The organism is Pseudomonas sp. Larv2_ips (assembly GCF_963879675.1).
GTDB lineage: Bacteria > Pseudomonadota > Gammaproteobacteria > Pseudomonadales > Pseudomonadaceae > Aquipseudomonas.
Genome location: NZ_CAWOAW010000014.1, coordinates 1743744 through 1769186, shown reverse-complemented (window position 1 = coordinate 1769186; position 25443 = coordinate 1743744). Strand labels below are relative to the sequence as shown.

Sequence of the window (25443 nt, the reverse complement as noted above, 5' to 3'; positions counted from 1 at the left end):
GCAATAATCGACAGCTAATTCCGTCGTCAGCCGACTGTGGTTCTCCATACAAGCGCATCTGCGCACTCACTCCAGCGTGTTTCGCGTCAGGACGTGTGTCGCGCAATGACCCATTGCTTGAACATTCCGAAGGAGTGCTACGAACCTACGCATTGATAACGGTAAGGTTTGTATCGTCATTTCGTAACGAGACCGTCGGCAAAATAGGTTGCCAGTCAATCTCAGATTCCAAAATCTGAGTTTGATTGACAGGCTAGGGCTGAAAGCTCTCTCGATCTTTTTGATATCAAGGATGGATATGGTGAGGCGGTGGTTATCCCTGCTGGCAGTTTTTATGCTGCCACTGCTGTCGATGGTGTGCAGCGGGCAGGTCCGAGAAGTGCAGAGAGACCTCGATGCATTGAATGCTGAGCGTCCGATGCATGTGGCTATTTGGTATCCGGAAGGCGTCTGCACCGCAGGTGCGCAAGAGCTGTGCCTTGATAAGTCAGCGATTACTCATAAAGTCATCGTTGTTTCACATGGCAGCATGGGGGCGTCAGACGATTACGCCTGGGTTGGTAATGGCTTGGCATCCAAGGGGTACATTGTCGTTGGTCTGAATCATTTCGGTGAATCCCGGGTATACGGGAAGCACACACAGAGCTTGCGTGCCACGGGTATGGTGTGGGAGCGGGCGCTGGATGTGTCGCGGGTGCTGGATGCCCTGGCCAAACTGAATCTCTTTAAAAAAAGCGTCGCCTGGGACGACGCCATCGTCATTGGTCACTCCGCCGGCGGCCAGACTGCCGCGCTTCTGGCGGGAGCACGCTTTGATCTTCATGCGTTCGCCAAGTACTGCGAGTCCCTGCCAGACGGTGTTGATCGTTCGTGTTTTTACGCGCTGGATATCAAGCGAGCACCAAGCGCCTATATCGCGTTGTTCAACGGCAGCTACCGCGACCCGCGGGTCAGAAAAATAGTATTGCTTGACCCCGCCCTGGGCCCTGCATTGGTTGAGCAGTCCATGGCGGGTTCGCATATTCCAGCACTGGTGGTGGGGGCGCTGCACGATGACTTCCTGCCGTGGAGCCATCACGGTGCTCGCTATGCGTCGGCCATACCGGATGCAAAAACCCTGTTGCTGGAAGGCAACGAGGGGCACTTTGTGTTTCTTTCCGTTTGCCATTATGACGACAATATCAACGGTATCCCGCTCTGTACCGACAAAGCGGGAGTGGACCGCAAAGTCGTGCATGAGCGTTTGTTGTCTGGGCTGCTTGCTTTTGTTGCACCCGATGACGAGATCCCTCTGTCTGGAAAACGCGTAGTGCCCGCAATTGCCGATGTCCCGGCTGCAAAACTGACCGTGCTGGAAATCCTCAGCTACACCCCGCATTGGGTATTTGGTTTATTGTTCGCTCTTTGCGTATTGGGACTGATGCAGACACGTACGCGACAGGTGCGGTTCAGTCTCGCTTTGCTGCTCCCCATCGGGATGCTGATGTTGTCGGTGGCGGGAGTGTTTCAGTACACCGATTATTGGGGCGCCGGCTTTGGGTTCTGGCTTGCTGGCCTTGTTGCTATCGGTACGATCGCCTCGCGTTTTATGGATGCCAACTTCGTGACAAGGGAAAAGGCTTCGGGTCGACTGGTAATGCGCGGTAGTTGGGTCCCACTACTGGTCATCCTTGGCATTTTCATCACACGCTATCTGCTAGGTGTGGCCCAGGCCCTGCAGTTTCCGGCACTCAATCATTGGTCAGTGCAGATGCTGGTCGCAACTGGGTTGGGGGCGTGGAGCAGCTATTTCGCTTGTCGGGGTTGGAGCTGCTGGAGAGCAGCTCGCCTATAGCCTTGCATCTGAATGGACCCTGCCAGACGACGCCTAAAGACTCTCAGGGTCCCCAAAAAACATTTTGACTTGGCTCTAGAGCACTGCTTTCAAGCAGCAAAATTTCAGATATGCCCCCGGTTTTGCCCCAATTCGTGTGGCGTATATGAGCGTTCACGAATGACGCGCTGACGATATCGAGGCCGTACGGGGTGGTCTTCAATGTACTTTCGCGCGGGGATGGCCGGTAGCCGGACTGCCTCTACGGCAGTTGCCGACAGGGCTACGTTCACCCTCCAGCATGCGGAGTGCTTTTTAGGTCAGTGGCAACGCCGGGTCCACCTTGAGGCGTCACGCGCAACCGGGAATCTTGCCCACTGCTAACCGGTAAATCTGTCAGCAGGGTGGCCATGCGCGTGGCTAATTTGAACGAAAAGCGCCGAAGCTCAGGGACGGCGGTGGCTTCCCAATACTGCGCCTTGAGCATGGGCCCCACATAGCTAAGCCAAGGTATCGGTTGATGCAGCTGATCCAACACGCGCAATTGCTCGTCCACAAGTATCCCGAAGCCACACGGGGCGGCGCTAAGAAGCCCTTGCTCCAGCAAGTTGTTGACCAAGGGGGTATCGACTCGCCGGACGTCAAGGTTGGGGCCGGTGCAATTGATGATGCTGCTGACCTTGAGCGATTCAGTTGCCTGACCGCTGCGCCGTTTAAAGTCCACAATCAAGCTTTTGCCCAGCAGCGCCACATTGCTCAACCTGCCGGCATGAACGGCCAGTTGTCCACTTTCCAGAAGACGTTGAAAATGTTCGAAAGTGGCGGGTGCCAAACGATGACGGTGGACGTCCCACCAAGGTTGGACATGTCGTAGAAATTGTCGCTGCTGCGGGGTATCCATCGCGCACCAGAGTTTTTGTATCCACGGACGCAAGCTGTCGACCACGGCTCGCCAATCGCCTCCTCTGCGCTGGTGTTCCTTGACCCGCTTGCGCAGTGTCGCCATCAGCTGTCGAGGTGAGCCTCGTCCCAGGTGCACAGGGGCGCTAAGGGGGGCAATGGCCTCCGGTGAGTGGCCCAGGGGCAAGAGCCCGCGCCGAGAGAGTAAATGGATTGGGCCGCTATGGCCTTTTTGAACCAGCTGCAGCGCCATGTCGACCGCTGTCAAGCCGGAGCCGATCAACAGCACCGCGGTGTCTGGATCGGACGCCAGACATAGGGGAGGATTCCAGGGATCATGCGCGTAGGTCTGCGGACGTAGGGTCTTGTTCAAGTTGCAGCAGTCGGCGGGAGGGAAGTTGCCAAAGGCGAGGACCACATGATCCGCCTCGAGGGTACACCCATCCGACAGCTTGAGCCGGGCGCCGTCGCCGCAGGGTTGCACCTGTATGACCTCCGCGACAATCCGTGACAACTGCACGCCAGGATTTAATCGTTCAGCGCGGTCGAGGACATCGTTCAAGTAGTTGCCATACAGGCTGCGACTGACGTACGAGGTAGACTCGACGTTGAGATGCCGGCTTTTGCAGAACCTCAAAAAGTCTTCGGAATCATCATCCAGCGCACTCATTTTTCCAACGTTGGCGTTCAATAGGTGGAGAGGGCTGTTGGTGCCGTAGGCCAGCCCTCGCGCCATGGCCCGCGTGCGATTGACCAATATTATGCGCAGTTTGGTACCTGCGCTGCGCAGAATCTGTGCCGCAGTGGCCACACCGCTGAAGCCAGCACCAACGATAACCAGCGTCTTCATAATGGTTGCCCCGTGATGAACGTAACGGTCAATTCCAGAACCGACGGTTGTGCAGGAATGCTTCGATGGTGTGCGCGGCCTGCTCGACAGAGGTCGTTGCGCTATCGATCAAGATGTCGGGGGATAGAGGCCGTTCATAGGGGGAGTCGATACCGGTGAAATTCTTGATCAGGCCCTTACGCGCCTTGGCATACAACCCTTTGGGGTCGCGTCGCTCCAGGACTGCCAGCGGCGCATCAATGAATATTTCGATGAAATCGTCGGGGGCGAAGAGCGCTCTGGCCATGCGACGCTCTTGTTCGAACGGTGAGATCAGGCACACCAAGGTGATCACGCCCCCATCCACCATCAGTCTGCCCACCTCAGCGGTGCGCCTGATGTTTTCCTTGCGATCTTCATCGGCAAAGCCCAGGTCGGCGGTCAGGCCCTGACGAAGCCGGTCACCGTCTAACAGGCACGTATGCAGTTGACGCTCGTGCAGGTTGGCCTGGACCCGGTTTGCGATGCACGACTTGCCTGCGCCGGACATGCCGGTGAACCACAACAGGAGCGAACGGTGGCCCTTCAAATCGGAATGCTCCTGACGCCCGATCTCGAAGGGGTGGGAGACCAGGTCCGAATGCACCGGGACGGTTGGCGGTAGTGCCAGCGAAGAAGGCATGAGGTATCTCCGTGGAGCTTGTGTGGGTCAGAACTCGACGACGGCGCGATAACGCACTTGGTTGTTGCGCAGTGCATCCAGGGCCTGGTTGATTCCTGTCGCCGGGAATGTTTCGACCAGGGGCCAGACACGGTGCACGCTGGCAAACGCCAGCATCTGCAGCATGTCGTGGCGCCCGCCAACGTTGGCGGTGGAGACCGTCAGAGTTTTGTAGGTCATCGCCGCGATATCTAGGGTGACCGGGTTGGGCATGCCTGCAAAGCACAGGGTGCCGCGCGGGCGCAGCAAGGCGATGGCGCTCTCCCAGTCCTGATCGTTGGAAGCCGTCACCAACAGGAAGTCCAAGGTGTTTGCCTGGGCTTTCAGCGTGTCCGGGTCCAGGGTGTAGAAGTGGCTAGCGCCCAATTCCATGGCTTGGGATTTCTTGTCTTCGGAGCTAGACAGCGCGGTCACGGTGCACCCGAACTTGGCGGCGAACTGAATGGCCAGGTGACCCAGCCCCCCGATGCCCAGCACGCCGACCTGCATGTCCGGACGAGTGCCACGCAGCAGTGCGGTGAACACCGTCTGTCCCGCGCAAAACAATGGGGCCGCCATGGCCGAGGGCATGGCATCGGGGATGGGGAATACGAACCGTGCGTCGCAGGTCAAAAAGTCCGCGAAACCTCCTCGGTGCCCATCGCTGCAGGTAGGCACCACCTTTGGGCAATGCTGCTCTTCACCCTTTAGGCACCACTCGCATGCGAGGCATGCCCCCTTGTACCAGCCGACACCAACCCGTTGCCCCGGGACGAGCCCCGTTACCGAGGCCCCGCTGCGGACTACTTTTCCGACCACCTCATGACCACACACCTGCGGGTATTGAGAGGCTTCTCCCCAGTTTCCTTCGATCAAATGCAGGTCGCTCGTGCAGGCGCCGCAATGGGTGACCCGGATCTCGACTTCATTGGGGCCCGGATCCGGGCGGGGGTACGTAAAGGGCTCCAATGGCGAGCCTGGGCTATGGGCCGCCCATCCGGTGGTAGTCTGTGTCATGGGGTCTCTCCTGTGTGCAGGTTGAGTGCCGTGAGGTACTGCTGCGTCCATTCGGCATCGATCACCGGGCATTTCAGCTGCGCGATTTGCAACGGGGCCGGATGACTGAAGTGTTTGAAGTCTTCGATGATCATTGGAAGGATCAGCAACGTGCGTTGCAGCACTGCGTTGCCGGGTGCCTGGGCTTCGAGTCTGACGCGCCATTGTGCGAGGGGGAGTGCGGTGAACCGGTCCGTCCCCAAGAGTGTCTGGACCCAACTGCAGATCTGTTCCCAGCGGGTGCTCTCTGGGTTGTAAAGGTGGTGGATTGACGTCGAGTGGGTCGTCGATTCGCCGAGGGCACAGTGCACGAAGATCCGTGCGACATGATCCACCGGCGTGAGATTCAGCGACCAGTCGCTTTCCGCCGGCCAGGCCTTGAGAGCAAGACAGCTACGAATCATCAGTCCGACATAGTCGTCGGGGTTGATGCGGTCGCAGGCATTGGCCCGGATGGGGGCGCTGATGTCCCCGCATCTCAGGATGTCCAGATCTATGCCGGTCTGCTCACGGAACCTTGTCGCCACGCTTTCGGCAACCAGCTTGGCACGGTTGTAGCCGGTGGTCGGGACCTTTTCAGGCAAGGTCGAGGCGATGACAACGCCAGCACCGCCCATGGCAGCCAGACGCAGCACTTCCAGGACTCCGCCTACGTTAGTCTCGGCCAGGCGTTCATAACGCTTGAGCCAGTTGACCTCGGCACCGCAATGAATGATGCAGTCGACCTCCGAAGACAAGCGACGGTAATCCTCGGGCGACAGGCCTAGCCCGGGCTGGCTCAGGTTCGCAACCACAGCCTCCACTGGTCCAAGATCCGCAACCCGTTGCTGTGCGTGGGCCGTGTCTTCGGCCCGCACCAGGCACAGAATGCGTTCCACCCCCGCGGCCTGTTGCAGCTGACGCACGATCATCCGTCCCAGGTACCCCGTGGCCCCTGTAACCAGTATTGTCCGCCGTGCCTCGCGTGGAGGCACATGCGAAACAGGCGCTTGCAGCCTGGACAGGTAACGCTCGGTTTCGGTTTCGACAGAGAAGGGGACCTCCAGGACGGGCTCGCCTTGAAGTTCAAGCGCGATCAGCTGCGTAATGCCCGCCAGGGTAGCGTCGCGGGTGACATCGGCAACGGATAGCTCGAAACGGAAAGTCCGGTTGATCAGGTTTATCAATTCCAACAGCAACAGGCTGCCGCCCATGTCGAGGAAGTCACTGTCGGGGCCCAGAGTCACACCCTGAAGGTTCAGGCAATCGCCCCATAAGGCTGCGACCCGAGATTGCAGGGGCGTGAGTGGCGGTTCGTCATCCGGCAGAGGAACCAGAGGCAGTTGCAGCAGTATGTTCGCACTCAGGCGCTTCTGACTGGCGCCGGCCGGGATCGATGGGGTCAGGAAATAGGCCACCGGAACGCTGAAGGCCGGCAAGTGCTGACTCGCCCATTGCCGCAGCGTGTTGGCATGGGGTGGGTGCTCGGCATCCGCTGGAGCGACAAAGGCTACCAGTTGCAGGTCCAGCCCGCGGCCGCGCGTGGTGACTAAGGCCGTGTGTACTTCGGGATGAGCAACCAGGATGCGTTCCACATCGGTGCTGAATACCTTGAACCCGCGCAATTTTAGATGCGTGCTGCTGCGGCCCAGCAGGTGGATATTTCCGCTTTCGCTGAGTCGCACCCTATCACCGGTGCGCAGCAGCTGCGGGGCCAGGTCCGACCGGGTCGGCGCCAGCGGGTTGGATACGAAGGCCGCCTGGTCGGCCGTATCGTCCTTCAGATAACCCGGCGTGAGTCCCTGGGTGTACACGTAGAGTTCGCCAGGGCTGCCCAGGCGAACGCACTGTAGTGTCGAGTCCAGCACGAAGGCTTCGGTGCCGGGGGTGAAGTGCAGGCGGCCTTCCGGGCCGACTAGGGCAACGTCCCCGGCTTCGTTTGAGCCATACAGATCGAGCACCTGGCAGTCGGGCAGGCAATGCCTGAGCTGTTCGCGAATTGCGTCAGGTAGCGGCTCGCCGCTCAGCCACAGGGTATGCACGTTCGCAAACGCCTGCTGGAATGCCTGTTCGTTTTGCAGCAGGCCTGCCACCAGACTAGGGGTGATCATCAATTGAGAGAGACGACTGTCCTGGATAAAACTTGTGAGGGCGTGGGGATCCAGCACCATGGCGTCCGGAATCAAGCAGGCCACCGCGCCGCTGAAGATAGGGTAGTAGACATAGCCGGTCATCCAGGCATTGAGGCCGATGCGATCACCGCGGCGGATATGCTGACGCCAGAAGGCGAGTGAATCGAGGCGACCGTGTTCGCCAATTGTGACGACCTTTGCCATACCCGTCGTACCCGAGGTCAGCAAGCCATAGGCCACATCACCGAATGGCTGCGGCCGAAGCTCTGGTACAGCGTCGCAGCGCTCCGGCAGATGGTCCAGCAGCAGCGTGCGATAACGACCTGCCAAGGATTGGAGAGTAAGCGTATCGCCCACCACGACCACTGGATCGAGTTTCGCCAGGACGTTCGCGGTCGCGTCGGTGCCGTACCATTGCGGGATGTCCAGGTAAGGCCAGCGCAGCAGGCTGCAGGCGGTCATGGTCACCAGCGTGCGCAGGTCTTTGTCCAGGCGGATAGCCACCCACCCGCCGTGCGGGCAACTGTGCAAAAGCCGCTCAGCCAGCGTGCACGCCTGGGCATTCAGATCGCGGGCGCTCAGGCTTCGTTGAGGGCTTGCTGCGACCGTGCTGTCCGGGGCATCGCGCAGCAACTGACGCAGCTGCATGTGCCAGGACGGCGTTGTTGTGTGGGCTGGGGCGTCAGGACGCTGGGTCCTGATCTGCAGCTCGCGACTGTATTGAGCTGCCGCCCGCTGGTACTGGGCAATCCGTGGGCCGACTTCATCCATCGCCGGGTTATCTCGATCAACAATGATCAGCTTGACCTCGGTGTGGCGTGCCTGCGGGCTGTCGGGGCAGATCAGGCACAGCTGGCGATGACTCAGACGGCGCACGAACTCAAGCGACACCGGGTCACCAGAGGTCGTCAGCGTCACTAGGGGCAGGTCCTGCAACTGCTCGATTTCGCGGATGATTGCGTCGAAATGGCAGGCTGCGGGGCTGCTCCATAGCCAAACGGCGTAGTCGCCAGGCAATTGCGCTGCCCATTGCAACGCACGCAGGTGCTGCTGCCTAGTCGATGCCAGCAACAGCACGCGCAGATGTGCCTCCGCCGGTTCATGAAGGCAGGCAAGGTGATCCTTCGTGGGGGGCACGCGTTGCCAGGCGGCTGCCAGATGGAAAAAGTTGTAGAGGGGTTGCTTGTCCCGAGCCGTACATTCGACGGCATCCGGAAACGTGATTTCGGGATGCGCGACGTGGGCGAAACCGCAGGAGCGCTCGGCATCGTCATGCCAGCCTTGGAAAAATTGCCATTGTTCGACCTTTTCCGGTGCCCAACTCAACAGGCGAGGCGAAAAGTCGATACCGGCGAAATCACAAAAGCGCGCCAGAGTGCCTCGCGTATCCCCCATCAGGTCCTCATCACTGTCCAGGTAGAGCACCTGACTGGCATCACACTGTTCGAGCACCCGCTCATGGATACGAGCCAGCTCATCGAAGCCGGATTCATCCGCATCGAAATAGGTGGTGCCACCGCTCTGGCTGACGCGATACAGCGAGCGCATCACATCCCGCGGCTGGCGGACCAGGAACACATGCCTGAATTGCGCCAGCCACGTGCTATCAATCGAGTCGAAGTCGACGAAGTAAGCAATTTCCTTGGAGAATTGCAAGCGGTGCGGTCGTGCTGGACGTTCGCCGAGCAACGCCATCGCCTCGGCGTAACCGGGAATGCCGGGCGGCCCGTTATTGATCCGGCGGGTGCGCTCAATCAGCGCATGTTTTTCGGGAAAATGCCTGGCCAGAAAAGGCTCGGAGAGCCTTTCGTGCAACACCCTGACGTCCGGATGCTGCATCACGGCCCGCTCGAAAGCGGTAGAGCGGCTGCGGGAAACCGCCCACAGAATCACATTGGGCAGGGAATCAGATGACGTCAGCATAAACAGCTCCTTGTTAAGGCCTGTGCATGTGAAGCGTTCAGCGCGTGGCGGTGGGCTTTTTCAGCAGGATGAAGCCTGAAATCAGGATAAGGGCCAGACCGGCCGCGGTCCGGCCACTGAGCACTTCATTGAACAGCAACGCCCCCCAGGCAATCGCGAAGATCAGGTAGGTGTAATCGAATGCGCCGATGATCGAGGTCTCGCCGATTTGATAGGCCCGGGCGATGCCGGTACTGACCAATACCATTAGAATCGCCAGCACGACCATCACGCCCCAGTCGCTGATCGCCATTGGCGACCAGCCGCCCACCAGAAATCGCAGGCCCTCGTTGGCCGGCAGGTGAGGGCCAGTCTGTGCGACGACAATGCTGCCGACCAGCCCCATCAACAACAGGACGATGTTCAGCGCCAGGGCCAGGTGCATCGGCACCTCATTGGCGCACTTGCCCTTGGTCACGACCGCGGCGAGGGCATAGAAAATCGCAGCAAGCACGGGCAGCAGCGTCCATAGGTTGAAATCAGCCTGACTGGGCGCGAGCGTGACCAGCACCCCGGCGAACCCCACCAGAATGGCCACCCATTTTCGCGGTGTGACATGCTCGTCCAAGGTGACAGCAGAGAACAAAGCGATAAACAAAGGTGTCGTATAGATTGCCAATGCCGCTATGGTCAGGCTGATGAAGGGCAGGGCACTGTAAAAGGCGATCCACATCAGGGCGAGCAGCAGGCTTCTTGTCCCTATCCACAAGGGGGAAAGCGGCCGTTGCTGCGTTGTGCCGCGGCGGTACATCAACAAGGCGACGAGCATGCCGATGGCCAGGATCGAGCGAATCACGTAGAGCTGCCACATCGATGTCTCGGCGCTGGTGGCCTTGATAAGAGCGTCTGACACTGACAACAGGAACACCGAACCTACGACGATGAGGATGCTTTGTCGGTTTTCAGCGGCGGTAACGGTTGTGGTTGCAGACATGATGGATCCTGATGTGATCGACCTGGAGGATTCTGGTTGAGCTCGTATTGCATTTAAAGTGACTTATGGTTACGCAGGAGGAATGAAAATTATGGATAACTTCAAACGCTCACTGCCCCCACTTTCCAGCCTGGTTCCCTTTGAAGCCGCGGCGCGTCTGGAAAGTTTTTCCAAAGCCTCGGATGAGTTGCATCTCACCCAGGCTGCAATCAGTAAACAGATACGATCCCTGGAAGAATTCCTTGGCGTCGCGTTATTTACGCGTAGAAATCGCGCCGTATTTCTGACCGAGGCGGGCGCCGAGTTTCGCGACGCGGTGCGCACGGCGTTCCTGGGCATTGCTTCACGCGCCGAAGACCTGAAGTCAGGACGAGACAACAGTGAAATTGTCCTGGAGGTTCAATTGTGCGAAGCCTTTTACTGGTTGATGCCCAATATCACGCATTTGCACAGGAAGTACCCTGACCTGGAAGTTCGCCTCAATGCATCCATCCAACCGATTACCGAAACAGCGGAAAAATTCGATATAGCCATCCAAACCTCGGGGCGCCCATCCGGTGATCACACACGGCTGTTGACCTTGAGTGATGACGTGTTTCCTGTGTGCAGTCCCGGCTACCTGGCCTCGTTGGGCGATCACCCACTGACCTTGCAAACCTTGGTGGATCTGCCTTTACTGCATCACGTTGCCACGCCTCAGTACTGGAGCACTTGGAGCGACTGGCTGGGGGAGTTTCACATCAGGCCCGGAGAACTCAAGGGTAAGTTCTATGACAGTTATCCGGTCATGATGCAGGCGTGTGTCGAAGGCCTGGGTTTTGCCCTTGGGTGGCGTCGGACCAGTGAAAAGATGCTCGCCAGTGGTGACCTGGTACGGCCTTTTTCCGAATCGATACACCTCCCTGAAGCCCTGAGCGTGTACAAGTGGCGTGATGAAACCCTCAGCCCGTCAGTTCGCCACGTGCTGGAATGGTTGAATTCATCGTTCGCAGACTGACGCCTCGTCGTCCGTGTACAGCAGTCCCAGTGCGGCCAGGGTCTTTTTCTGAATGTCGTGCACGGCATGTTCGCTGTTGGCCCCTAGTGCCGGGTCAACTATAAAGCGACCTTGTTGGTAGCCGTCGCTGTTCAGGCCGCGCTGCACACTGGCGCACAAGGGGATATCTTCTTCACGGATCACGGCGACGAAGTCGATGACCTCCTGTTCTTCCCGGGAGGGAGTTGCTGCCGTGCAAAACCATTCAACCACCTGCAGTGTCTTGTCCACGCTGACCGGCAGGTGATGCAACACATTCATGTACCCTCCTGGATAGACCTCCAGGCAAAAGTTCGGCCACAGGTACCAGGCGCCGAATTCGCGCGATCGGGCCGAGTCTTGCTTCATCGTATAGCCCTGGTTGACGCCACTATCGCTGCTGATATGTGCGTGATAATGCTCGTGGATCGCTAGCTGATAACTCTTCAGGTCGAGGGTTGCCGTCGAGAGCGTGGGATGGCACATCGGGCAGTGGTAACACTCCGAGTAATTTTCCACAGAGACCTTCCAGTTGGACTGCACGCCGTATTCCTTGGAATAGGCGTGAAACAGCTTTTCCGGGGCTGGCGAGAAGGTTCGGATCGATGCGTCGAGCCCAGGCAGCAGGACCTGCATGGGCTGCGCATTCCAGTCGAAGTTGATGAAGATGAAACCGCAGAACACCTCCAGGCGTACCGGGTTGAGTTGAATCTGATCCGTGCTGAAGTCCTTGATGTGCTCGGATTTACGCGCGCTGATCAACTTTCCTCGGGTGTTGTAGGCCCAGGCATGATACGGGCAGGTCAATAACCCGGGCACATGGCCGCTGCCCTCGACCAGTCGATGCGCACGATGCTGGCAGACATTATGAAAGGCCTGCAGTGTACCGTCCTTGTCACGGACCACCAGCGCACTTCGCCGACCGAGGTCACGCACTCGGTAGTCACCCGCGTTGGGCAGTGCGGATGAGTGGCAGACGTATTGCCAGGTACGTGCAAACACCGCTTCCATTTCCCGATCGAATAACTGGTTGTCGATGTAATGCTCGTTAGGCAAGGTAAAAGAAGCAAAAGGGTCGATGTCGAACCCGCGGGCCAGGTGCAACGCGGAAGGGACGCTGGTCATGGAACCTCCATGGATCAGTTGGAAGGACAGTGAAATTTATCCGTACTGGGCGACGGGGTGCTCGAACTGCCGGGAGTCAAGCGTCAGCCCCAGGCCTGGGCTGTCACGCAGGTAGGCACGGCCTTGGCTGATTTCAAAATCCACCTCGGCCACGTGCATCTCATGGTGTCGGCAGCAATTCCAGCTGGCACGATGTAGGCGGCCAGGGGTCGAAGCTGCCAAATGCATAACGGCGCTGTCACTGACCTGGGTGCCGCCGACGTCTTCAATATTCATCCGTATGCCGTGGTAGATGCAGAAGTCCCGAAGCTGTCGGGCTTTGGTCAGTCCTCCCACGCGGCCAATCTTCAACCCTATCAGTTGGGCGATGTTCTGGCGCTGGCCTTGTACCAGGTCGCCAAGGGTCACAATGGACTCATCCAGAATGATCGGGTTGCGTGTCAGTTCCCGCACCGCTCGGCACTGCTCCAAGGATTCGCAGGGCTGTTCGAAGCACACTGTTGGGTCTTCCACGCTGTTCATTACGGCGACGGCCTCCGAAACCGTCCAGGCACGATTGACATCGAAGGTGATGACCTCTCCGGGCAGGCGCTGTTCGAGCAGGCGCTGGATCTGAGCCACATCCTCCTCCACCCCGATGCCGACCTTGCAGGAGTGGGTGCGATAACCCTCGCTGCGAGCCAAGGCCAGATGGGCCGCCATCTGCTCTGTATCGTCGGTGGGAATGCTGCTTTGCAAGGCTATCGACGCCTGGAACCGGCCGCCAAGCAATGCGTATACCGGCAGTTGGCAGTGTTTGCCGAGGATGTCCCAGCACGCCAGGTCGATTGCAGCTTTCACGTAGGGGTGACCCGGAAGCATCACGTCCATGCGTGCATTGATCTGATCCAGGTGCAGTGGATTTTCACCCAACAGGTGCGGCGCCAATTCCTCTATGCCGGCCCGCACGCCTTTGGCGTAGGCAGGCAAGTAAGTGGCGCCCCAAGGGCAACTCTCGCCGACGCCCACCAGGCCACTGTCCGTGGTGACCAGGACGATGGTGGAGTCGAGTGAGTCATAGTGCAGTCGCCCCCCGCTGAGGCTGTATTTGTTCTTGAGCGGTATATCCAGCTGGTAGACCTTGATGGAGGTGATTTTCATGGTGCGAACGCTCCCTGCCGCACCGCACGCCCGACTGCGCGGGCAGGGGAGGGAAAGCCCAGAATCGACTGGTGAAAAATTTGCTCAATGACGGGCAGTTGCAGTGCCTGCTGGAGTTCGCCAACCGCTGCGATACTGTCCAGGCAAGGTTCATAGCTATCCAGGTGTTCGGCAACCCAACTGGGGCCGCAACTCCAGTTCACCACCTGCTCGATCAGCGTGTCCGAAAGACCCATTGCGCGACCGATTTGCCAGGCCTCGTCGAGGATGACCTTGTTGATGCAGGCCAGGAATTCCACCAGGTGCGAGGCCAGCTTGATCTTGTTGTCGTCGGTGAATACAAGGCCCGAATGAAACGTCTGTGCCAGGGCCGGAGTGATGCGGCCCAGGGGGTCCTCAATCACAACGCCGCTGTGGCGATAGTCGCGGTTGGCGCCATAGGGCGAAGGCGCATGAAAATCGGGCAGGGTGAGGGATAGTCCGTTTTCCCGCTCGCTCATGGCGGCCACCTTTACGTGATTGTCCTGGCTGTCGAACAGCGTCCCAGCCTGGTGGTAGCGCTGCGCGACGATGCGTCCCAGCGGCATGGCCACCCCCAGCTCATCGGCCAATGCCTCGGTGAGGCTGGTGTCCTTGACGGTGATTTCCAACGTGCAGGAATGATCGTAGCTGGCGTCGAATATGAATGGGGTCAGTTGGTTGCTGACAAAGCAGTTTCCCCGCGAGACTTTCACGTAATCCCACAGCCAGTGGAGCGGAATATCGTTGGCTCTGGCCATGACCAGCAGTTCGGCCCATACCACGGTGGCGGTGTAGAACAGCAGGTTGGTGAGCAATTTGACCGATTGGCCGGCACCGATCTCTCCCACGTAGAAAGACTTGCGTCCCATGGTGTCAAGCATGACCCGGCTCAATGGGTAGCCGCGTTCATCTCCGCCGATGTAGAAGCATACGTTGGCAAAATCCACGCCCATATGTGACAGGTTGCTGACGGGCGCTTCCAGGCTGAAGATATTTTTTTGCCTGGCCAATTCAGCGATATGTTGGGTGTTGTGATAGTCGGTGGTGGAGGTGTCGATCCAGACCGTACCTTCGGCCATTCCCGCCAGAGCGCCGTGCTCCCCCGTCATGTTTTCCAGCACGTGGTGCGGTAGCGGCAGGCATGTCACCACAATCTGGCATGTGTGGGCGCACAGGGCAGGGGTGTCTTTCCAGAAAGCGCCCAACTCGATCACCGGTCCAGCATGCGCGGGGTCGATATCATGGACCTGGACGTGATAACCCGCATTCAGCAGACGCTCTATCAATGGACGGCCCATATTGCCGGTACCGATGAAGCCGACTTTCGGCTTGGCAGCTTGCATATCGATTCCTCCTGATGGTGGGGTCAAGCGAGTTCGCGTGCCCTGCCGGCACCCTGGCCGGTTACCCAGATTGAGTTGAAGTTTTCAAGCATGACTTGCTGGCACGACACGACCTGGTCGCTGCCCAGAGGGTTGAACCTGGCGTCCACGTTCGGGTACACAAAAAACGGCAGCGATACCCTGCCACTGTTCGCACGGTGAATGACTTGGTGGGGTGTACTGGTAAAGAGGCCGTTACTCCACTTCATCAGCATGTCCCCCAGGTTGATCACCACTTCGTGCCCGCGAGGCGGCACATCGATCCAGCGTCCTTGGGAAAAAGCGCGTAGCGCGCAGGCATCACCGGCCTCCTGGAACAGCAAGGTGAATATGCCGTTGTCCGTGTGTTTGCCCGCGCCACTGCGCAGTGGTGGGTAGTACAGGGCACGCTGTATCAGCACCGGATCAGAAAAGAAGGGCTCGAAGAACAGCTTGTCCAACCCCAGGGCAAGCGCCAGTCCTTGTAATAATCGAGGCACCACTAGGTGCATGACTTGGTCTTGCAGGGCCAGCATCGCCTTGGCGAAACCGGGAGCTATTTGCTCGTCGGGTAGCAAGTTCGGACCTGTGAAAGGTTTTTCGCACAGGGCGGCCTCTCGTCCCATGTCGAAGTGCTGTTTACAATCGGGACCGGTAGGGGCGTGCAATGTTTCGCCAAAGGTATGTACATAACCCCGGCAAGTTCTGGGGCTGACCTGTTGGTGGTCTTGGGAAAAATGATTCTTGATCTCCAGCGGCAGCGCGAAGAATTGTCGCGCCGCACTAAACGCCTGATCGATAAGCAGCGGACTTATACCGTGTTCGGTTAAATAAAAGAAACCGTCCTTAATACAGGTTTCACGTAGGCGTCGTACTTCGCGCGGCGTATCAATAGATTCAAGCACTTCAAGTGAAATGCGATTCAAGGCCTCCATGCTCGAGCCCCCTTATCGGGTAATTCTAAATGCTAGGTAGTGAGCATGTACCTCGTCTAAATAAGGAGCATTCATAAGTGACGGTAGGGGGGATAGTTTTTTTGTCGCGACTAAACTGCCCAACAGGTCCGCGAAGTTTTCTGCCTCATAGAACGTGCATCGCGTGCTAAACAGTAAAAGTCCGCCGGGGGCAGTCATGCGAATAAGTTCGTGAATGGCTTCTATGGGCAGGTGACCCTCGATGAACGCACCGCAGCACAAGGTTGCGTCATACCCGCTGTCCGCAATTAACGTGTTGTGTTCGGTCAGATCCACTCCGCCGTAGAGCGCCCCATATGCTTGGGTCTGACGCGCCAACTGTGTCATCGCCGGTGACAGATCGCAACCGTCTATAGTGCTAAAACCTCGTTGGGTCAGTTGTTTCCCCACCAACCCGGTCCCGCAGCAGGCATCCATGATGCGTAAAGCACTACGAGGTTTTCTGTTGTTTGTGTCTGCGTTGCCAAGAAGCGATGTCAGCAGGTCGCTGATTACGAGTGGACCGCAATAGTTCTCTTCGGACACATCATTGTCATAATCAGTAGACCATGTTTCATAGTAATCCCTGAGGCGAAAGTAATCGCGATTGAAGTTGAGGGCGCGATTCACCGATGTCGAGGAATAAGCGGTAGAAATTCTCGTGGCGTTATTTTCGCTGGCCATTCTGTATTCTCCGGAAAATTATTTTTCAGGTTGAATGAATCAGGGTGGGGCGTGAGTGGGGGGTTCATTCTTATTCGCCGGTACCGCGCTGTAAAGACCAAATAGATGACTTATCCTTCGGATTTATCCTACATGGATAACCAGGTGTTATACATGCCGTTTTCCTATGGGACGCTAGACAGGACTTATTGGAGTATTCCTATTTCACGGTACAGGTGGTTGATCTGTCCACTATTGCGCTGGAACACTGGGTTGCTCCCACCCTTGGGCGCAGAGGAGCATCTCATCGGCCTACCTTCACTCAGCGGTGTTTGCGCAGAGTAATGGGGCAGTTTTCGAGAGGGGACTGTAGTACGTGAGGCTGGGGGCATCCGCTTCAAACCATCCCAAGCATGCCCTAAAATATACCTTCGAACGTAGCAATTCCCTGGAAGTGCATGGACTTCCATGGTCTATCAAAAAGCAGAAGTGATCAGGATGAACTGGCTTCGTGACGATGCTTAGAGACTCTCAGGGTCGCCAAAAAACATCTGAATCCGCGAGCGCAACCAGCGCTCTCCCGGATCGTTGTCCTGCGAGCCACGCCAGGCCATGTGCAATTCGAACGAGCGTACGGGCAACGGCGGGTCTTCTGCGCGCAAACCGCCCGCTGAGGTCAGCGCCTCGGCGGCGTAGTCCGGCACGGTGGCCAGGATATCGGTGCCGGCCAGCAATGTGCCCAGCCCGTTGAACTGAGGCACGGCTAGGACCACGTGGCGTTTGCGGTCGAGTTTTTCCAGCTCTTCATCGATAAACCCGCTCAGGTCGCCGGCGAACGACACCAGGGCATGGGGGCGGGCGCAGAAATCATCCAGGCTCAGCGAGCCGGGCACGCTGTCGGCGCGCAGCAGTTTCGGCAGGCTGCGGCGCAGGACCTTGCGCTTGGCGTTGGCCGGCAGGTCGGCGGTGTAGCTCACGCCGATGGAAATTTCGCCGGAGGCCAGCAGACCCGGCATCAGGATGTAATTGACCCGGCGCACCACCAGCACGATGCCCGGCGCTTCGGCGCGCAGGCGTTTGAGCAACTGGGGGAGCAGGGCGAATTCGACGTCGTCCGACAAACCGATGCGGAACACGGCCGTACTGGTGGCCGGGTCGAACTCGGCGGCGCGGCTCACGGCGGTGGAAATCGAGTCCAGGGCCGGTGAGAGCAGGGCGAAAATCTCTACAGCGCGGGCGGACGGCTCCATGCTGCGCCCGGTGCGCACAAACAGCGGGTCATCGAACAGTCCACGCAGGCGCGACAACGCCGCACTGATGGCCGGCTGGCCAAGGAACAGCTTCTCGGCAGCACGGGTCACACTGCGCTCATGCATCAAGGTTTCGAATACGATCAAGAGGTTAAGGTCGACACGACGCAGGTCGTTACGGTTCATCTTGTGTCCTGGAAGAGTCAGCGAGCTTGACGAGAGCGGCCACATGTAAACAATGACCGGCATGAATCTTACGGGGAAAGGCTGGTACTCTGCACCGGCTAATTGAGTTTTCCTACAAGATCTGGGGTCCATTCCTCAGTTGCGGAATCAATGACAGGCATGTCGACTATTAACGGCGACCGGTGGTCTTACCTGGAAAGCCCAGATAGAGTTCATGGCATTAGAGGTTACTTTGACGAGGTTTGCGATGTCCCGCACGATCCGTTTTCACAAGTTTGGTCCGGCCGAGGTGCTCAAGTGCGAAGAGCATGTAGCCGCGCTGCCCGCACCGGGCGAAGTGCAGGTGCGTGTCGACGCGATTGGCATCAGTTGGTACGACATTTTGTGGCGCCAGAACCTGGCGTCTTCCCATGCACGTCTGCCATCCGGCCTCGGCCATGAGATGGCCGGGGTGGTTGTAGCCCTCGGCGACGGCGTGGACGACTTGGCGGTGGGCGATAAAGTGGCCAGCTTTCCGGCCGAGAGCCCTAACGATTACCCGGTGTATGGCGAACAGATCGTCCTGCCCCGTTCGGCCCTGACCCGTTACCCGGACGTCTTGAGCCCGATTGAAGCCAGCGTGCACTACACGCCGCTGCTGATTGCCTACTTTGCCTATGTGGACCTGGCGCGGGTCAAACCCGGCCAGTTTGCCCTGGTGACCGACGCCAGCCACTGCGCCGGCCCCTCGTTCGTACAACTGGGCAAAGCCCTGGGTGTGCGGGTGATTGCCGCGACCAAAGACAGCGCAGAGCGTGAGTACCTGCTGTCCCTCGGGGCAGAAAAGGTGATTGTCACCGAAGAACAGGACTTGCTCATGCAGGTCAACAAGTTCACCGACAACCGCGGCGTTGACGTGGTGTTCGATGGCTTGGGCGGCCCGCAGATGTCGTTGCTCGGTGACGTGCTGGCACCGCGTGGCAGCCTGGTGCTTTATGGCCTGCAAGGCGGCAACCAGACACCGTTTCCGGCGTGCGCAGCGTTCCAGAAGAACATTCAGTTCTTTGTGCATTGCATCGGCAACTTCACCGGCAAGCCGGAGCTGGGCATCATTCAGGATCAGGTGGCCTTGCAGCGTGCGCTGCGTGATATCAACCAACTGACGGCCGACCGCGTACTGGTGCCGCTGAAAACGACGGTGTTTCCATTCAATCAGTTCGTGGAAGCGCACCGCTATATGGACGAATGCCCGTGTCGCGAACGCGTTGCGTTGCAGGTTGAAGCTGTTTGAGGTGTAGGAATATTCGCAAATGAGTCATCCGGGCCCTGGGCGCATGAGACAAATGCGCCATTTAGCAGGGCTTAACCCGCGCGTTGGATGAAACGCGCGCGCGTCTTTCGGTCCTGTAAACGATACCTTTGCCCCTGCCGCCGCCCTGATTTTCAGCGCGGCGTCTTTGTGTGCGCGCCATTTACGCCGCAACGGATAATTATCTGAACTGGTTTTCGACCGGCTTCTGTATCTGTTAATCATTATTCCAGTCCTGATAATTGAGTCTTCACGTTCAACTCAAGGACCGAGTAATGATTGATACTCTGATACCCCAACAGGGGCTGCCTGCAACTCCCCGTGATAATGCAGCAACTGCCTGGGCCCGAGGATGCGGGTACTTTCCAGGCGAGCCTCAATCGATAAATCAGCGGAGGTCAAAGTTAGAAGCTTTTTATGTGTCAGATTCATCTTCTAGTTTAAGGATAAATGAGTGTAGGGGGCCGTCAGAGCATTCCTAGGATTGCCGCATTGACGGCCTGGACGCCTCACGCACGGCCTGTTGGCGCAACGGATGCTCCAACTGCGCTCCGGTGCATATTCCATGTCGATTAATTGCACAGTGCTAGTGTTTATTTATCGCGAACACGGTAGCGCGGGCACCCCTTCTTACAGATGCAATAGACCGGACAATACGTCTCGGTAGTTGCTTGAAACTGATATTTCAACTCAGGTAGTAGAGCTATGAGCGCTATTCACGAACAAGCTATGAATTATGTTTACCAGCAAGTACTGCAACGGCTCATTGGGCACTTCAATCGTGCAGAACGTACAGCACTTCAATTGTTGATACAGCGGATTGTGGTTGCCGCTGGCGGTATGGAGCAGGTGGGCGACTACAAGGTGCTGGTGGCCCATGGCGGCGGTGAAGTCAGCAGCTACACCCTGGCGTTGTTGCGTGCCGCGCAATTAAGCATCGCCGGCCGCGCCCCCAGGACGTTCCAACTGCGCGTGGCCACCTTGCGTCACAGCGGCATGACCCAAGGCACGCTTGACACGCTTCACCGCGGCTACAGCCAGTTGTTTTTTCACGACGACCCACGGGTTGAGCTGCTGATGGTGGAAAACCACCAGGTGCTGCCGTTCAACCACCAGCGCCCGGCCTCCGCCACTGGGCGCGAGGTCAGCCAGCGCAACATGCTGATGATGGGGCATCTGTCCTCCGGTGACGTTCGCGCAACACTGTGCAACGAGACCTATCTGGCCTTGGGCGACTTCTACCAGCGCGTCACCGCCTGGGACGGTGGCGTGCATGCATTGGTCAGCGGCGATTGCGCGCGCAAGCAGGGCCAGTTGCTGGCCTGGCTGAAAAAGACCGCCCAGGCCGCAGGCGTCGAGGTTCCTGCGGGCAGGCCTGCCACGCTCAATGGGCTGTTCGCGCGCATGGATCAGTGGAGTGATGACATTTATCGTGACTTGTACGGCGAGCACTATGTGGCGAAGAGCGACACCAGCCCGGGTGGGCACCGCCACCTCGCGTACATCGGTATCGCCGACCTGCTGGACGGCATTGACCGCGCTTGTGCACCGTTGCTCACCGAGTTCATGGCCTATAACCCGGACCCACTGGGCTTTCATCTGAGTCATCCGACCTTTGCCAATCCGATGTTGATGGCGCACCTGCGAGGCCTGCAAGCCGAGAGCCTGAGGGCGCTGGATTACGAAGCGGGCGTCGAAGGGTTCATGCTGCAGGCAGCGAATTACCTGCGTCGTCGGCAAGTGTGCGAAGCGTTGATCACCCAAGCCGTCAGCCGCGAAGGGCGCGCCATATCGGCCCAGCACGCCCAGCAGTTTTTCGGCCTGGATGAGGGCCAGTTGATCTGCCTGCTGTTTTCGCCCTTTATCCACCACGGTGAGCGGCTGGAAGGTTATTTGCGCCAGTGCCACTCGGGCATGCTGGTGGCCCTGCCGGAACTGCACAAAGTGCTGCAGGGCAAGCCCGCTGCCGAGATGCTGCAGCAATGGGTAACCGACGCCAGCGGGCTGCCGCTGCCGTTGCTTCAGCATCTGTACCGCAAGCGGCCAATGCCCGGCGGCCGCGGCAGTACCGCTCGTGGTTGCCGTCAGGAACGGTCGATGGCCAGTGCCGACATGGCCTTGCAGCTGTCCGGGCGATGACGCTGCGTGGTGTGCGGCAGGTGGATTTCGCCTATCAGGCGGTGTATCGCTACATGATCAACCTGATTGACGAGGTCAGCAGCGATAGCCGGGTAAAGCTGCCGTCTCTGCGCCAGTTATCCCAGCGCCTGAACGTGTCCATCTCCACCATCCAGTACGCCTATTCGCTGCTGGAGAAAGAGGGGCGGGTGTATTCAGTGGCCAAGTCAGGCTATTACGCCTGGCCGCTTGCCGGCGGCGCCTCGACGTGGCCAAGCGGGGATTTGCTCGAGCGCCTCTATGTGGCCGCGCGACGCCCGGGCATGGTAGTGCTCAGTGGCGATGAACCTGCCTTGTTGGCATCGCTGGACAGCACGCTGTTGCGCCTGGAGCGGGAGTTGGTGCGCCAATACCCGCACCACTTGCAGCCCTGGTCCCAGCCATGTGGGGTGTGGGAGCTGCGCGCAGCGCTGGCGGCGCGTTACACCTCGTCGCCGACGCGCTGCTGGCACGCCGACGACGTGTATATCGGTGCCGACCTGCGCGGGGTGCTTGATATCCTCATCGAGGTGCTCGGCCTGCCCGGTTCTACGGTGATTATCGAGTCGCCCTGCGACTGGCTGATCCTGCGCCTGCTGCAGGATGCCGGCATCCGCCTGCTCGAATTGCCCTGGGCGCAGGACGGCAGCCTCGACCTGGTGTCGCTCGAAGGCCTGCTGCGCGACGAGCGCGTGAGCCTGGTGCTGCTCTCATCGACGGTCAGCCAGCCTTCCGGCGTGGCGATGGCCCTGCGCGATCGCCTCAAGGTGGCGCAATTGCTCGACCAGCATGGGTGCTGGCTGTTGGAGAACGACACGTGCGGGGAGTTGAGTTTCAAACCGCCCCACACGGCCTTGCGCGATCTGGTGAACCCGGAGCGGCTGATGGTGTTCTCCTCCTTCGAGAAAATTCTCGGCCCAGAAGCGCCGTATGGCTACGCGCTGTCTCGGCACATGAGCAGCCAATTACAGCGCCAGTTTCTGCTGCGCTCGTTCCGGTTGTCGTCAATTCGCCAACGCGCGATTGCCCGCCTGTATCAGAGCGGGCAAATTGATCAGCACCTGCGTACCCTGCGTCAGTTGCTGCGTGAGCAAGCCGGGGCAATGAGCCTGCTGCTCGACCAGCATTTGGGCGATCAAGTGACTTATCGCATGCCTGCCGGCGGCGCTACCTTCTGGTTGGGTTCGACCCAGGCAGTGGACATGCGCCAGGTGTTCCAGTGTTTACTGGCCCGGCAAGTGGTGGTGGCGCCCGGCGAGTTGTTCAGTGTCGGCGGCCTGCACCATCAGCACATGCGTTTGAGCCATACCTTTCATGGGCAGCCCAACCTGGACGTTGCGCTGGCGGCACTGGCTGATGCGCTGCGGCAGGCACAAACGGGCTAGATGCATGAAATTTCTCTGGGTTTTGTAGGATCGATACCGTCGCGTAGTAGTCCAACTCTCAGTAAACTGTCGTTTTTTCCAAATCCTTCTTTTCGAGGTTCATGCATGACTATCAGTCCTTTTGCGGGCAAGCCGGCGCCAGCTCAGTTGCTGGTGGATATCCCGCGACTGGTCACGGCCTACTACACAGGCCAGCCTGATGCAGCGATCTCCACCCAACGTGTGGCTTTTGGTACCTCCGGCCACCGTGGCAGCTCGTTTGAGCTGAGCTTCAACGAGTGGCACGTACTCGCCATCAGCCAGGCCATCTGTTTGTATCGCGAAGCCCAAGGCATCAACGGTCCTTTGTTCGTCGGCCTGGATACTCATGCGCTGTCGACACCGGCCGGTGCCAGCGCGCTGGAAGTCCTGGCGGCCAACGGCGTGCACGTGATGCTGGCCGAGGGCGATGAATACACGCCGACCCCGGCCATTTCCCACGCCATCATCTGCTACAACCGCGGCCGCACCACGGGCCTGGCCGACGGCATCGTCATCACGCCGTCGCACAACCCGCCGCAAAGTGGCGGCTACAAGTACAACCCGCCAAATGGCGGCCCAGCCGATACCCACGTCACCAAGTGGATCGAAGCCAAGGCCAATGAACTGCTGGCCAACAAACTCGCCGGGGTCAAGCGCATCACCCACGCCCAGGCGCTCAAGGCCGATACCACGCACCGCCATGATTACCTCAACAGCTACGTGGCCGACCTGGTCAACGTGATCGACATGGACGCCATCCGCAGCGCCGATTTGCGCCTGGGCGTCGATCCTCTGGGCGGAGCAGGGGTGCGCTACTGGTCGGCGATTGCCGAGCACTACCGCTTGAACCTGGACGTGGTGAACACTGAAGTCGATTCCACCTTCCGCTTCATGAGCGTCGACTGGGACGGCCAGATCCGTATGGACCCGTCCTCAAGCTATGCGATGCAAGGCTTGATCGGCCTCAAGGAGCGGTTCGACGTGGCCTTCGCCTGCGACCCGGACCACGATCGACACGGCATTGTTACGCCGTCCGGCGGCCTGTTGGCACCGAACAATTATCTGGCCGTGTCCATCGATTACCTGTTTCAGAACCGTCCGGACTGGCGCGCCGATGCAGCCGTGGGCAAGACCGTGGTCAGCAGTGGCTTGATCGACCGCGTGGCCGCGCGTATCGGCCGTCGTCTGTACGAAGTGCCCGTAGGCTTCAAATGGTTTGCCGATGGCCTGTTTGAAGGCTCCCTGGGTTTTGGCGGCGAAGAGAGCGCCGGTGCCTCGTTCCTGCGCAAGGATGGCACTGTGTGGAGCACCGATAAGGATGGCTTGATTCCGGCCCTGCTGGCGGCGGAAATGACCTCGCGCAAAGGCCAGGACCCAAGCCAGATCTACCGTGGCCTGACCGATGCGCTGGGCGAGCCCTTCGCGATCCGCGTCGACGCCAAGGCCACCCCGGCGCAGAAAGCCTTGCTGGGCAAGCTGTCGCCGGAACAGGTCACGTCCACGCAATTGGCCGGGGAAAGCATTCAGCAGATCCTCAGCCATGCGCCGGGCAATAACCAGGCGATTGGCGGTTTGAAGGTGATGACCGAAAACGGCTGGTTTGCCGCGCGCCCATCGGGCACCGAGGACATCTACAAGATCTACGCCGAGAGCTTTGTGGGCGAGGATCACCTCAAGCAACTGGTAGAAGAAGCGCAGGTGCTGGTCGACGGCGCAATCAGCCAGTAATCACGCCATATCGGCTGTGGGAGGGAGTTGCTCCCTCCCACATTTTCAGGTTAACGAAAGTCCCTTCAAGCCAGATCGACCAGCACGATCTCGCTGTCCTCGAGCGCCGTCACCCGCAACACTTGCTCATCCTCAACCGCCACGCCGTCTCGCGCTTGCGCACGCAAGCCATTGACTTCAATCACGCCCGTCGCCGGCACCAGGTACGCGCGGCGCCCGCTGTCCAGTCGATACTCGGCACTTTCGCCCGCTTTCAGGTTGGCCGCCACCAGACGTGCATCAGCGCGGATGCGCAGGCTTTCGCTGTCACCGGCCTTGCCGCTGGCCAGGGTCACAAAGCCCCCGCGATCTCCCTGGGGAAAGGGTTTGGCGCCCCATGAAGGCGGCAAGCCAGCTTCGTTTGGAATAATCCAGATCTGGAAAATCTTGGTCGGGGTGGCCTCCAGGTTGTATTCGCTGTGGGCAATCCCGGTGCCGGCGCTCATCACCTGCACATCGCCGGCCTCGGTGCGGCCCTTGTTGCCCAGGTTGTCGGCGTGGCTGATGGCGCCTTCGCGCACGTAGGTGATGATTTCCATGTCGCGGTGCGGGTGCTGCGGGAAACCCGTGCCCGGCGCGATAATGTCGTCGTTCCATACCCGCAGGTTGCCCCAGTGCATGCGCTTGGGGTCGTGGTATTGGGCGAATGAAAAGTGGTGATGGGCGTCAAGCCAGCCATGATGGGCGCCGCCCAGCGTGTTGAAAGGTCGAAGTTCGAGCATGAGAGTCTCCTGTTGATGGGGACCATGATCCAGCAGTGCATGATCGATAAAAAGCGTAAAAATTGCTGGATTCTCATCCAATAA

18 protein-coding genes and 1 pseudogene are annotated in these 25443 nt (G+C 59.0%); 6 read left to right on the top strand and 13 right to left on the bottom strand.

The window, feature by feature from the left end:
* The first annotated feature begins 334 nt into the window (after positions 1-334).
* Positions 335-1834: a DUF6622 family protein gene (locus AACV02_RS14790; RefSeq protein ID WP_157986841.1), complete on the top strand. Its 1500-nt coding sequence runs from the start codon at positions 335-337 to the stop codon at positions 1832-1834.
* A gap of 268 nt (positions 1835-2102) precedes the next feature.
* On the opposite strand, the gene AACV02_RS14785 is transcribed toward AACV02_RS14790, so the two are convergent.
* The 6 genes and pseudogenes from AACV02_RS14785 to AACV02_RS14765 all read right to left on the bottom strand — a co-directional run bounded on the left by AACV02_RS14785 (position 2103) and on the right by AACV02_RS14765 (position 10305).
* Complete coding sequence (locus AACV02_RS14785) at positions 2103-3563, bottom strand: FAD/NAD(P)-binding protein (protein WP_119740623.1); 1461 nt, start codon at positions 3561-3563, stop codon at positions 2103-2105.
* 28 nt (positions 3564-3591) lie between these two features.
* Positions 3592-4224: an adenylyl-sulfate kinase gene (cysC, locus tag AACV02_RS14780; protein WP_256680509.1), complete on the bottom strand. Its 633-nt coding sequence runs from the start codon at positions 4222-4224 to the stop codon at positions 3592-3594.
* 27 nt (positions 4225-4251) lie between these two features.
* Positions 4252-4788: a zinc-binding dehydrogenase gene (locus tag AACV02_RS14775; protein ID WP_237266721.1), complete on the bottom strand. Its 537-nt coding sequence runs from the start codon at positions 4786-4788 to the stop codon at positions 4252-4254.
* Positions 4789-4848: 60 nt separating this feature from the next.
* A pseudogene (locus AACV02_RS30965) lies at positions 4849-5259 on the bottom strand (alcohol dehydrogenase catalytic domain-containing protein); the annotation flags it as partial.
* Entirely contained in the window at positions 5256-9332 is a 4077-nt protein-coding gene (locus tag AACV02_RS14770; RefSeq protein WP_119740619.1) for an SDR family oxidoreductase, read from the bottom strand. The gene AACV02_RS14770 and the pseudogene AACV02_RS30965, both read right to left, overlap by 4 nt.
* A gap of 37 nt (positions 9333-9369) precedes the next feature.
* Positions 9370-10305, bottom strand: a complete 936-nt coding sequence (locus tag AACV02_RS14765; protein WP_119740617.1) for a DMT family transporter — start codon at positions 10303-10305, stop codon at positions 9370-9372.
* Positions 10306-10396: 91 nt separating this feature from the next.
* On the opposite strand from AACV02_RS14765, the gene AACV02_RS14760 reads away from it, so the two are divergent.
* Positions 10397-11302, top strand: a complete 906-nt coding sequence (locus AACV02_RS14760; protein WP_119740615.1) for a LysR substrate-binding domain-containing protein — start codon at positions 10397-10399, stop codon at positions 11300-11302.
* Here AACV02_RS14760 and AACV02_RS14755 read toward each other — a convergent pair.
* The 6 genes from AACV02_RS14755 to AACV02_RS14730 form a co-directional block, all read right to left on the bottom strand.
* Positions 11285-12445 (bottom strand): aromatic ring-hydroxylating oxygenase subunit alpha, encoded by a 1161-nt coding sequence (locus tag AACV02_RS14755; protein ID WP_119740613.1) that lies wholly within the window; start codon positions 12443-12445, stop codon positions 11285-11287. The genes AACV02_RS14760 and AACV02_RS14755 overlap by 18 nt on opposite strands.
* A gap of 36 nt (positions 12446-12481) precedes the next feature.
* Positions 12482-13585: a mandelate racemase/muconate lactonizing enzyme family protein gene (locus AACV02_RS14750; RefSeq protein ID WP_119740610.1), complete on the bottom strand. Its 1104-nt coding sequence runs from the start codon at positions 13583-13585 to the stop codon at positions 12482-12484.
* On the bottom strand, positions 13582-14949 hold the full coding sequence (locus AACV02_RS14745; RefSeq protein ID WP_119740608.1) for an NAD(P)-dependent oxidoreductase: 1368 nt from the start codon (positions 14947-14949) through the stop codon (positions 13582-13584). Before AACV02_RS14745 ends, AACV02_RS14750 begins: the two co-directional genes overlap by 4 nt.
* 23 nt (positions 14950-14972) lie before the next feature.
* Positions 14973-15902, bottom strand: a complete 930-nt coding sequence (locus tag AACV02_RS14740) for a 2-oxoglutarate and iron-dependent oxygenase domain-containing protein (protein WP_119740606.1) — start codon at positions 15900-15902, stop codon at positions 14973-14975.
* Positions 15903-15914: 12 nt separating this feature from the next.
* A complete protein-coding gene (locus tag AACV02_RS14735; protein ID WP_119740604.1) occupies positions 15915-16604 on the bottom strand; it encodes a class I SAM-dependent DNA methyltransferase in 690 nt (229 codons plus the stop codon).
* A 500-nt stretch (positions 16605-17104) separates the two neighbouring features.
* A complete protein-coding gene (locus AACV02_RS14730) occupies positions 17105-18019 on the bottom strand; it encodes a LysR substrate-binding domain-containing protein (RefSeq protein WP_010210548.1) in 915 nt (304 codons plus the stop codon).
* Between the two features lie 247 nt (positions 18020-18266).
* Between AACV02_RS14730 and AACV02_RS14725 the strand changes: the two genes are divergently transcribed.
* From AACV02_RS14725 to pgm, 4 genes are all read left to right on the top strand, one after another.
* Entirely contained in the window at positions 18267-19289 is a 1023-nt protein-coding gene (locus AACV02_RS14725) for a zinc-dependent alcohol dehydrogenase family protein (protein WP_106578091.1), read from the top strand.
* Positions 19290-20012: 723 nt separating this feature from the next.
* A complete protein-coding gene (locus AACV02_RS14720) occupies positions 20013-21446 on the top strand; it encodes a hypothetical protein (protein WP_106578092.1) in 1434 nt (477 codons plus the stop codon).
* Positions 21443-22849, top strand: a complete 1407-nt coding sequence (locus AACV02_RS14715; protein ID WP_119740602.1) for an aminotransferase-like domain-containing protein — start codon at positions 21443-21445, stop codon at positions 22847-22849. The genes AACV02_RS14720 and AACV02_RS14715 overlap by 4 nt, the downstream gene beginning before the upstream one ends.
* 105 nt (positions 22850-22954) lie before the next feature.
* Positions 22955-24598: a phosphoglucomutase (alpha-D-glucose-1,6-bisphosphate-dependent) gene (gene pgm / locus AACV02_RS14710; RefSeq protein ID WP_106578094.1), complete on the top strand. Its 1644-nt coding sequence runs from the start codon at positions 22955-22957 to the stop codon at positions 24596-24598.
* Positions 24599-24663: 65 nt separating this feature from the next.
* On the opposite strand, the gene AACV02_RS14705 is transcribed toward pgm, so the two are convergent.
* The gene (locus AACV02_RS14705) at positions 24664-25359 is read right to left on the bottom strand and encodes a pirin family protein (protein ID WP_119740600.1); all 696 of its coding nucleotides are present in this window, start codon (positions 25357-25359) and stop codon (positions 24664-24666) included.
* Positions 25360-25443 lie beyond the last annotated feature (84 nt).

Excerpts from the sequence above, each read along its gene's own strand:
- pgm (WP_106578094.1), top strand. The coding sequence starts at position 22,955 with ATGACTATCAGTCCTTTTGCGGGCAAGCCGGCGCCAGCTCAGTTGCTG.
- AACV02_RS14760 (WP_119740615.1), top strand. The coding sequence starts at position 10,397 with ATGGATAACTTCAAACGCTCACTGCCCCCACTTTCCAGCCTGGTTCCC.
- AACV02_RS14735 (WP_119740604.1), bottom strand. The coding sequence starts at position 16,604 with ATGGCCAGCGAAAATAACGCCACGAGAATTTCTACCGCTTATTCCTCG.
- AACV02_RS14740 (WP_119740606.1), bottom strand. The coding sequence starts at position 15,902 with ATGGAGGCCTTGAATCGCATTTCACTTGAAGTGCTTGAATCTATTGAT.
- AACV02_RS14730 (WP_010210548.1), bottom strand. The coding sequence starts at position 18,019 with ATGAACCGTAACGACCTGCGTCGTGTCGACCTTAACCTCTTGATCGTA.
- AACV02_RS14705 (WP_119740600.1), bottom strand. The coding sequence starts at position 25,359 with ATGCTCGAACTTCGACCTTTCAACACGCTGGGCGGCGCCCATCATGGC.
- AACV02_RS14785 (WP_119740623.1), bottom strand. The coding sequence starts at position 3,563 with ATGAAGACGCTGGTTATCGTTGGTGCTGGCTTCAGCGGTGTGGCCACT.
- AACV02_RS14745 (WP_119740608.1), bottom strand. The coding sequence starts at position 14,949 with ATGCAAGCTGCCAAGCCGAAAGTCGGCTTCATCGGTACCGGCAATATG.
- cysC (WP_256680509.1), bottom strand. The coding sequence starts at position 4,224 with ATGCCTTCTTCGCTGGCACTACCGCCAACCGTCCCGGTGCATTCGGAC.
- AACV02_RS14755 (WP_119740613.1), bottom strand. The coding sequence starts at position 12,445 with ATGACCAGCGTCCCTTCCGCGTTGCACCTGGCCCGCGGGTTCGACATC.
- AACV02_RS14790 (WP_157986841.1), top strand. The coding sequence starts at position 335 with ATGCTGCCACTGCTGTCGATGGTGTGCAGCGGGCAGGTCCGAGAAGTG.
- AACV02_RS14765 (WP_119740617.1), bottom strand. The coding sequence starts at position 10,305 with ATGTCTGCAACCACAACCGTTACCGCCGCTGAAAACCGACAAAGCATC.
- AACV02_RS14725 (WP_106578091.1), top strand. The coding sequence starts at position 18,267 with ATGTCCCGCACGATCCGTTTTCACAAGTTTGGTCCGGCCGAGGTGCTC.
- AACV02_RS14720 (WP_106578092.1), top strand. The coding sequence starts at position 20,013 with ATGAGCGCTATTCACGAACAAGCTATGAATTATGTTTACCAGCAAGTA.
- AACV02_RS14715 (WP_119740602.1), top strand. The coding sequence starts at position 21,443 with ATGACGCTGCGTGGTGTGCGGCAGGTGGATTTCGCCTATCAGGCGGTG.
- AACV02_RS14770 (WP_119740619.1), bottom strand. The coding sequence starts at position 9,332 with ATGCTGACGTCATCTGATTCCCTGCCCAATGTGATTCTGTGGGCGGTT.
- AACV02_RS14750 (WP_119740610.1), bottom strand. The coding sequence starts at position 13,585 with ATGAAAATCACCTCCATCAAGGTCTACCAGCTGGATATACCGCTCAAG.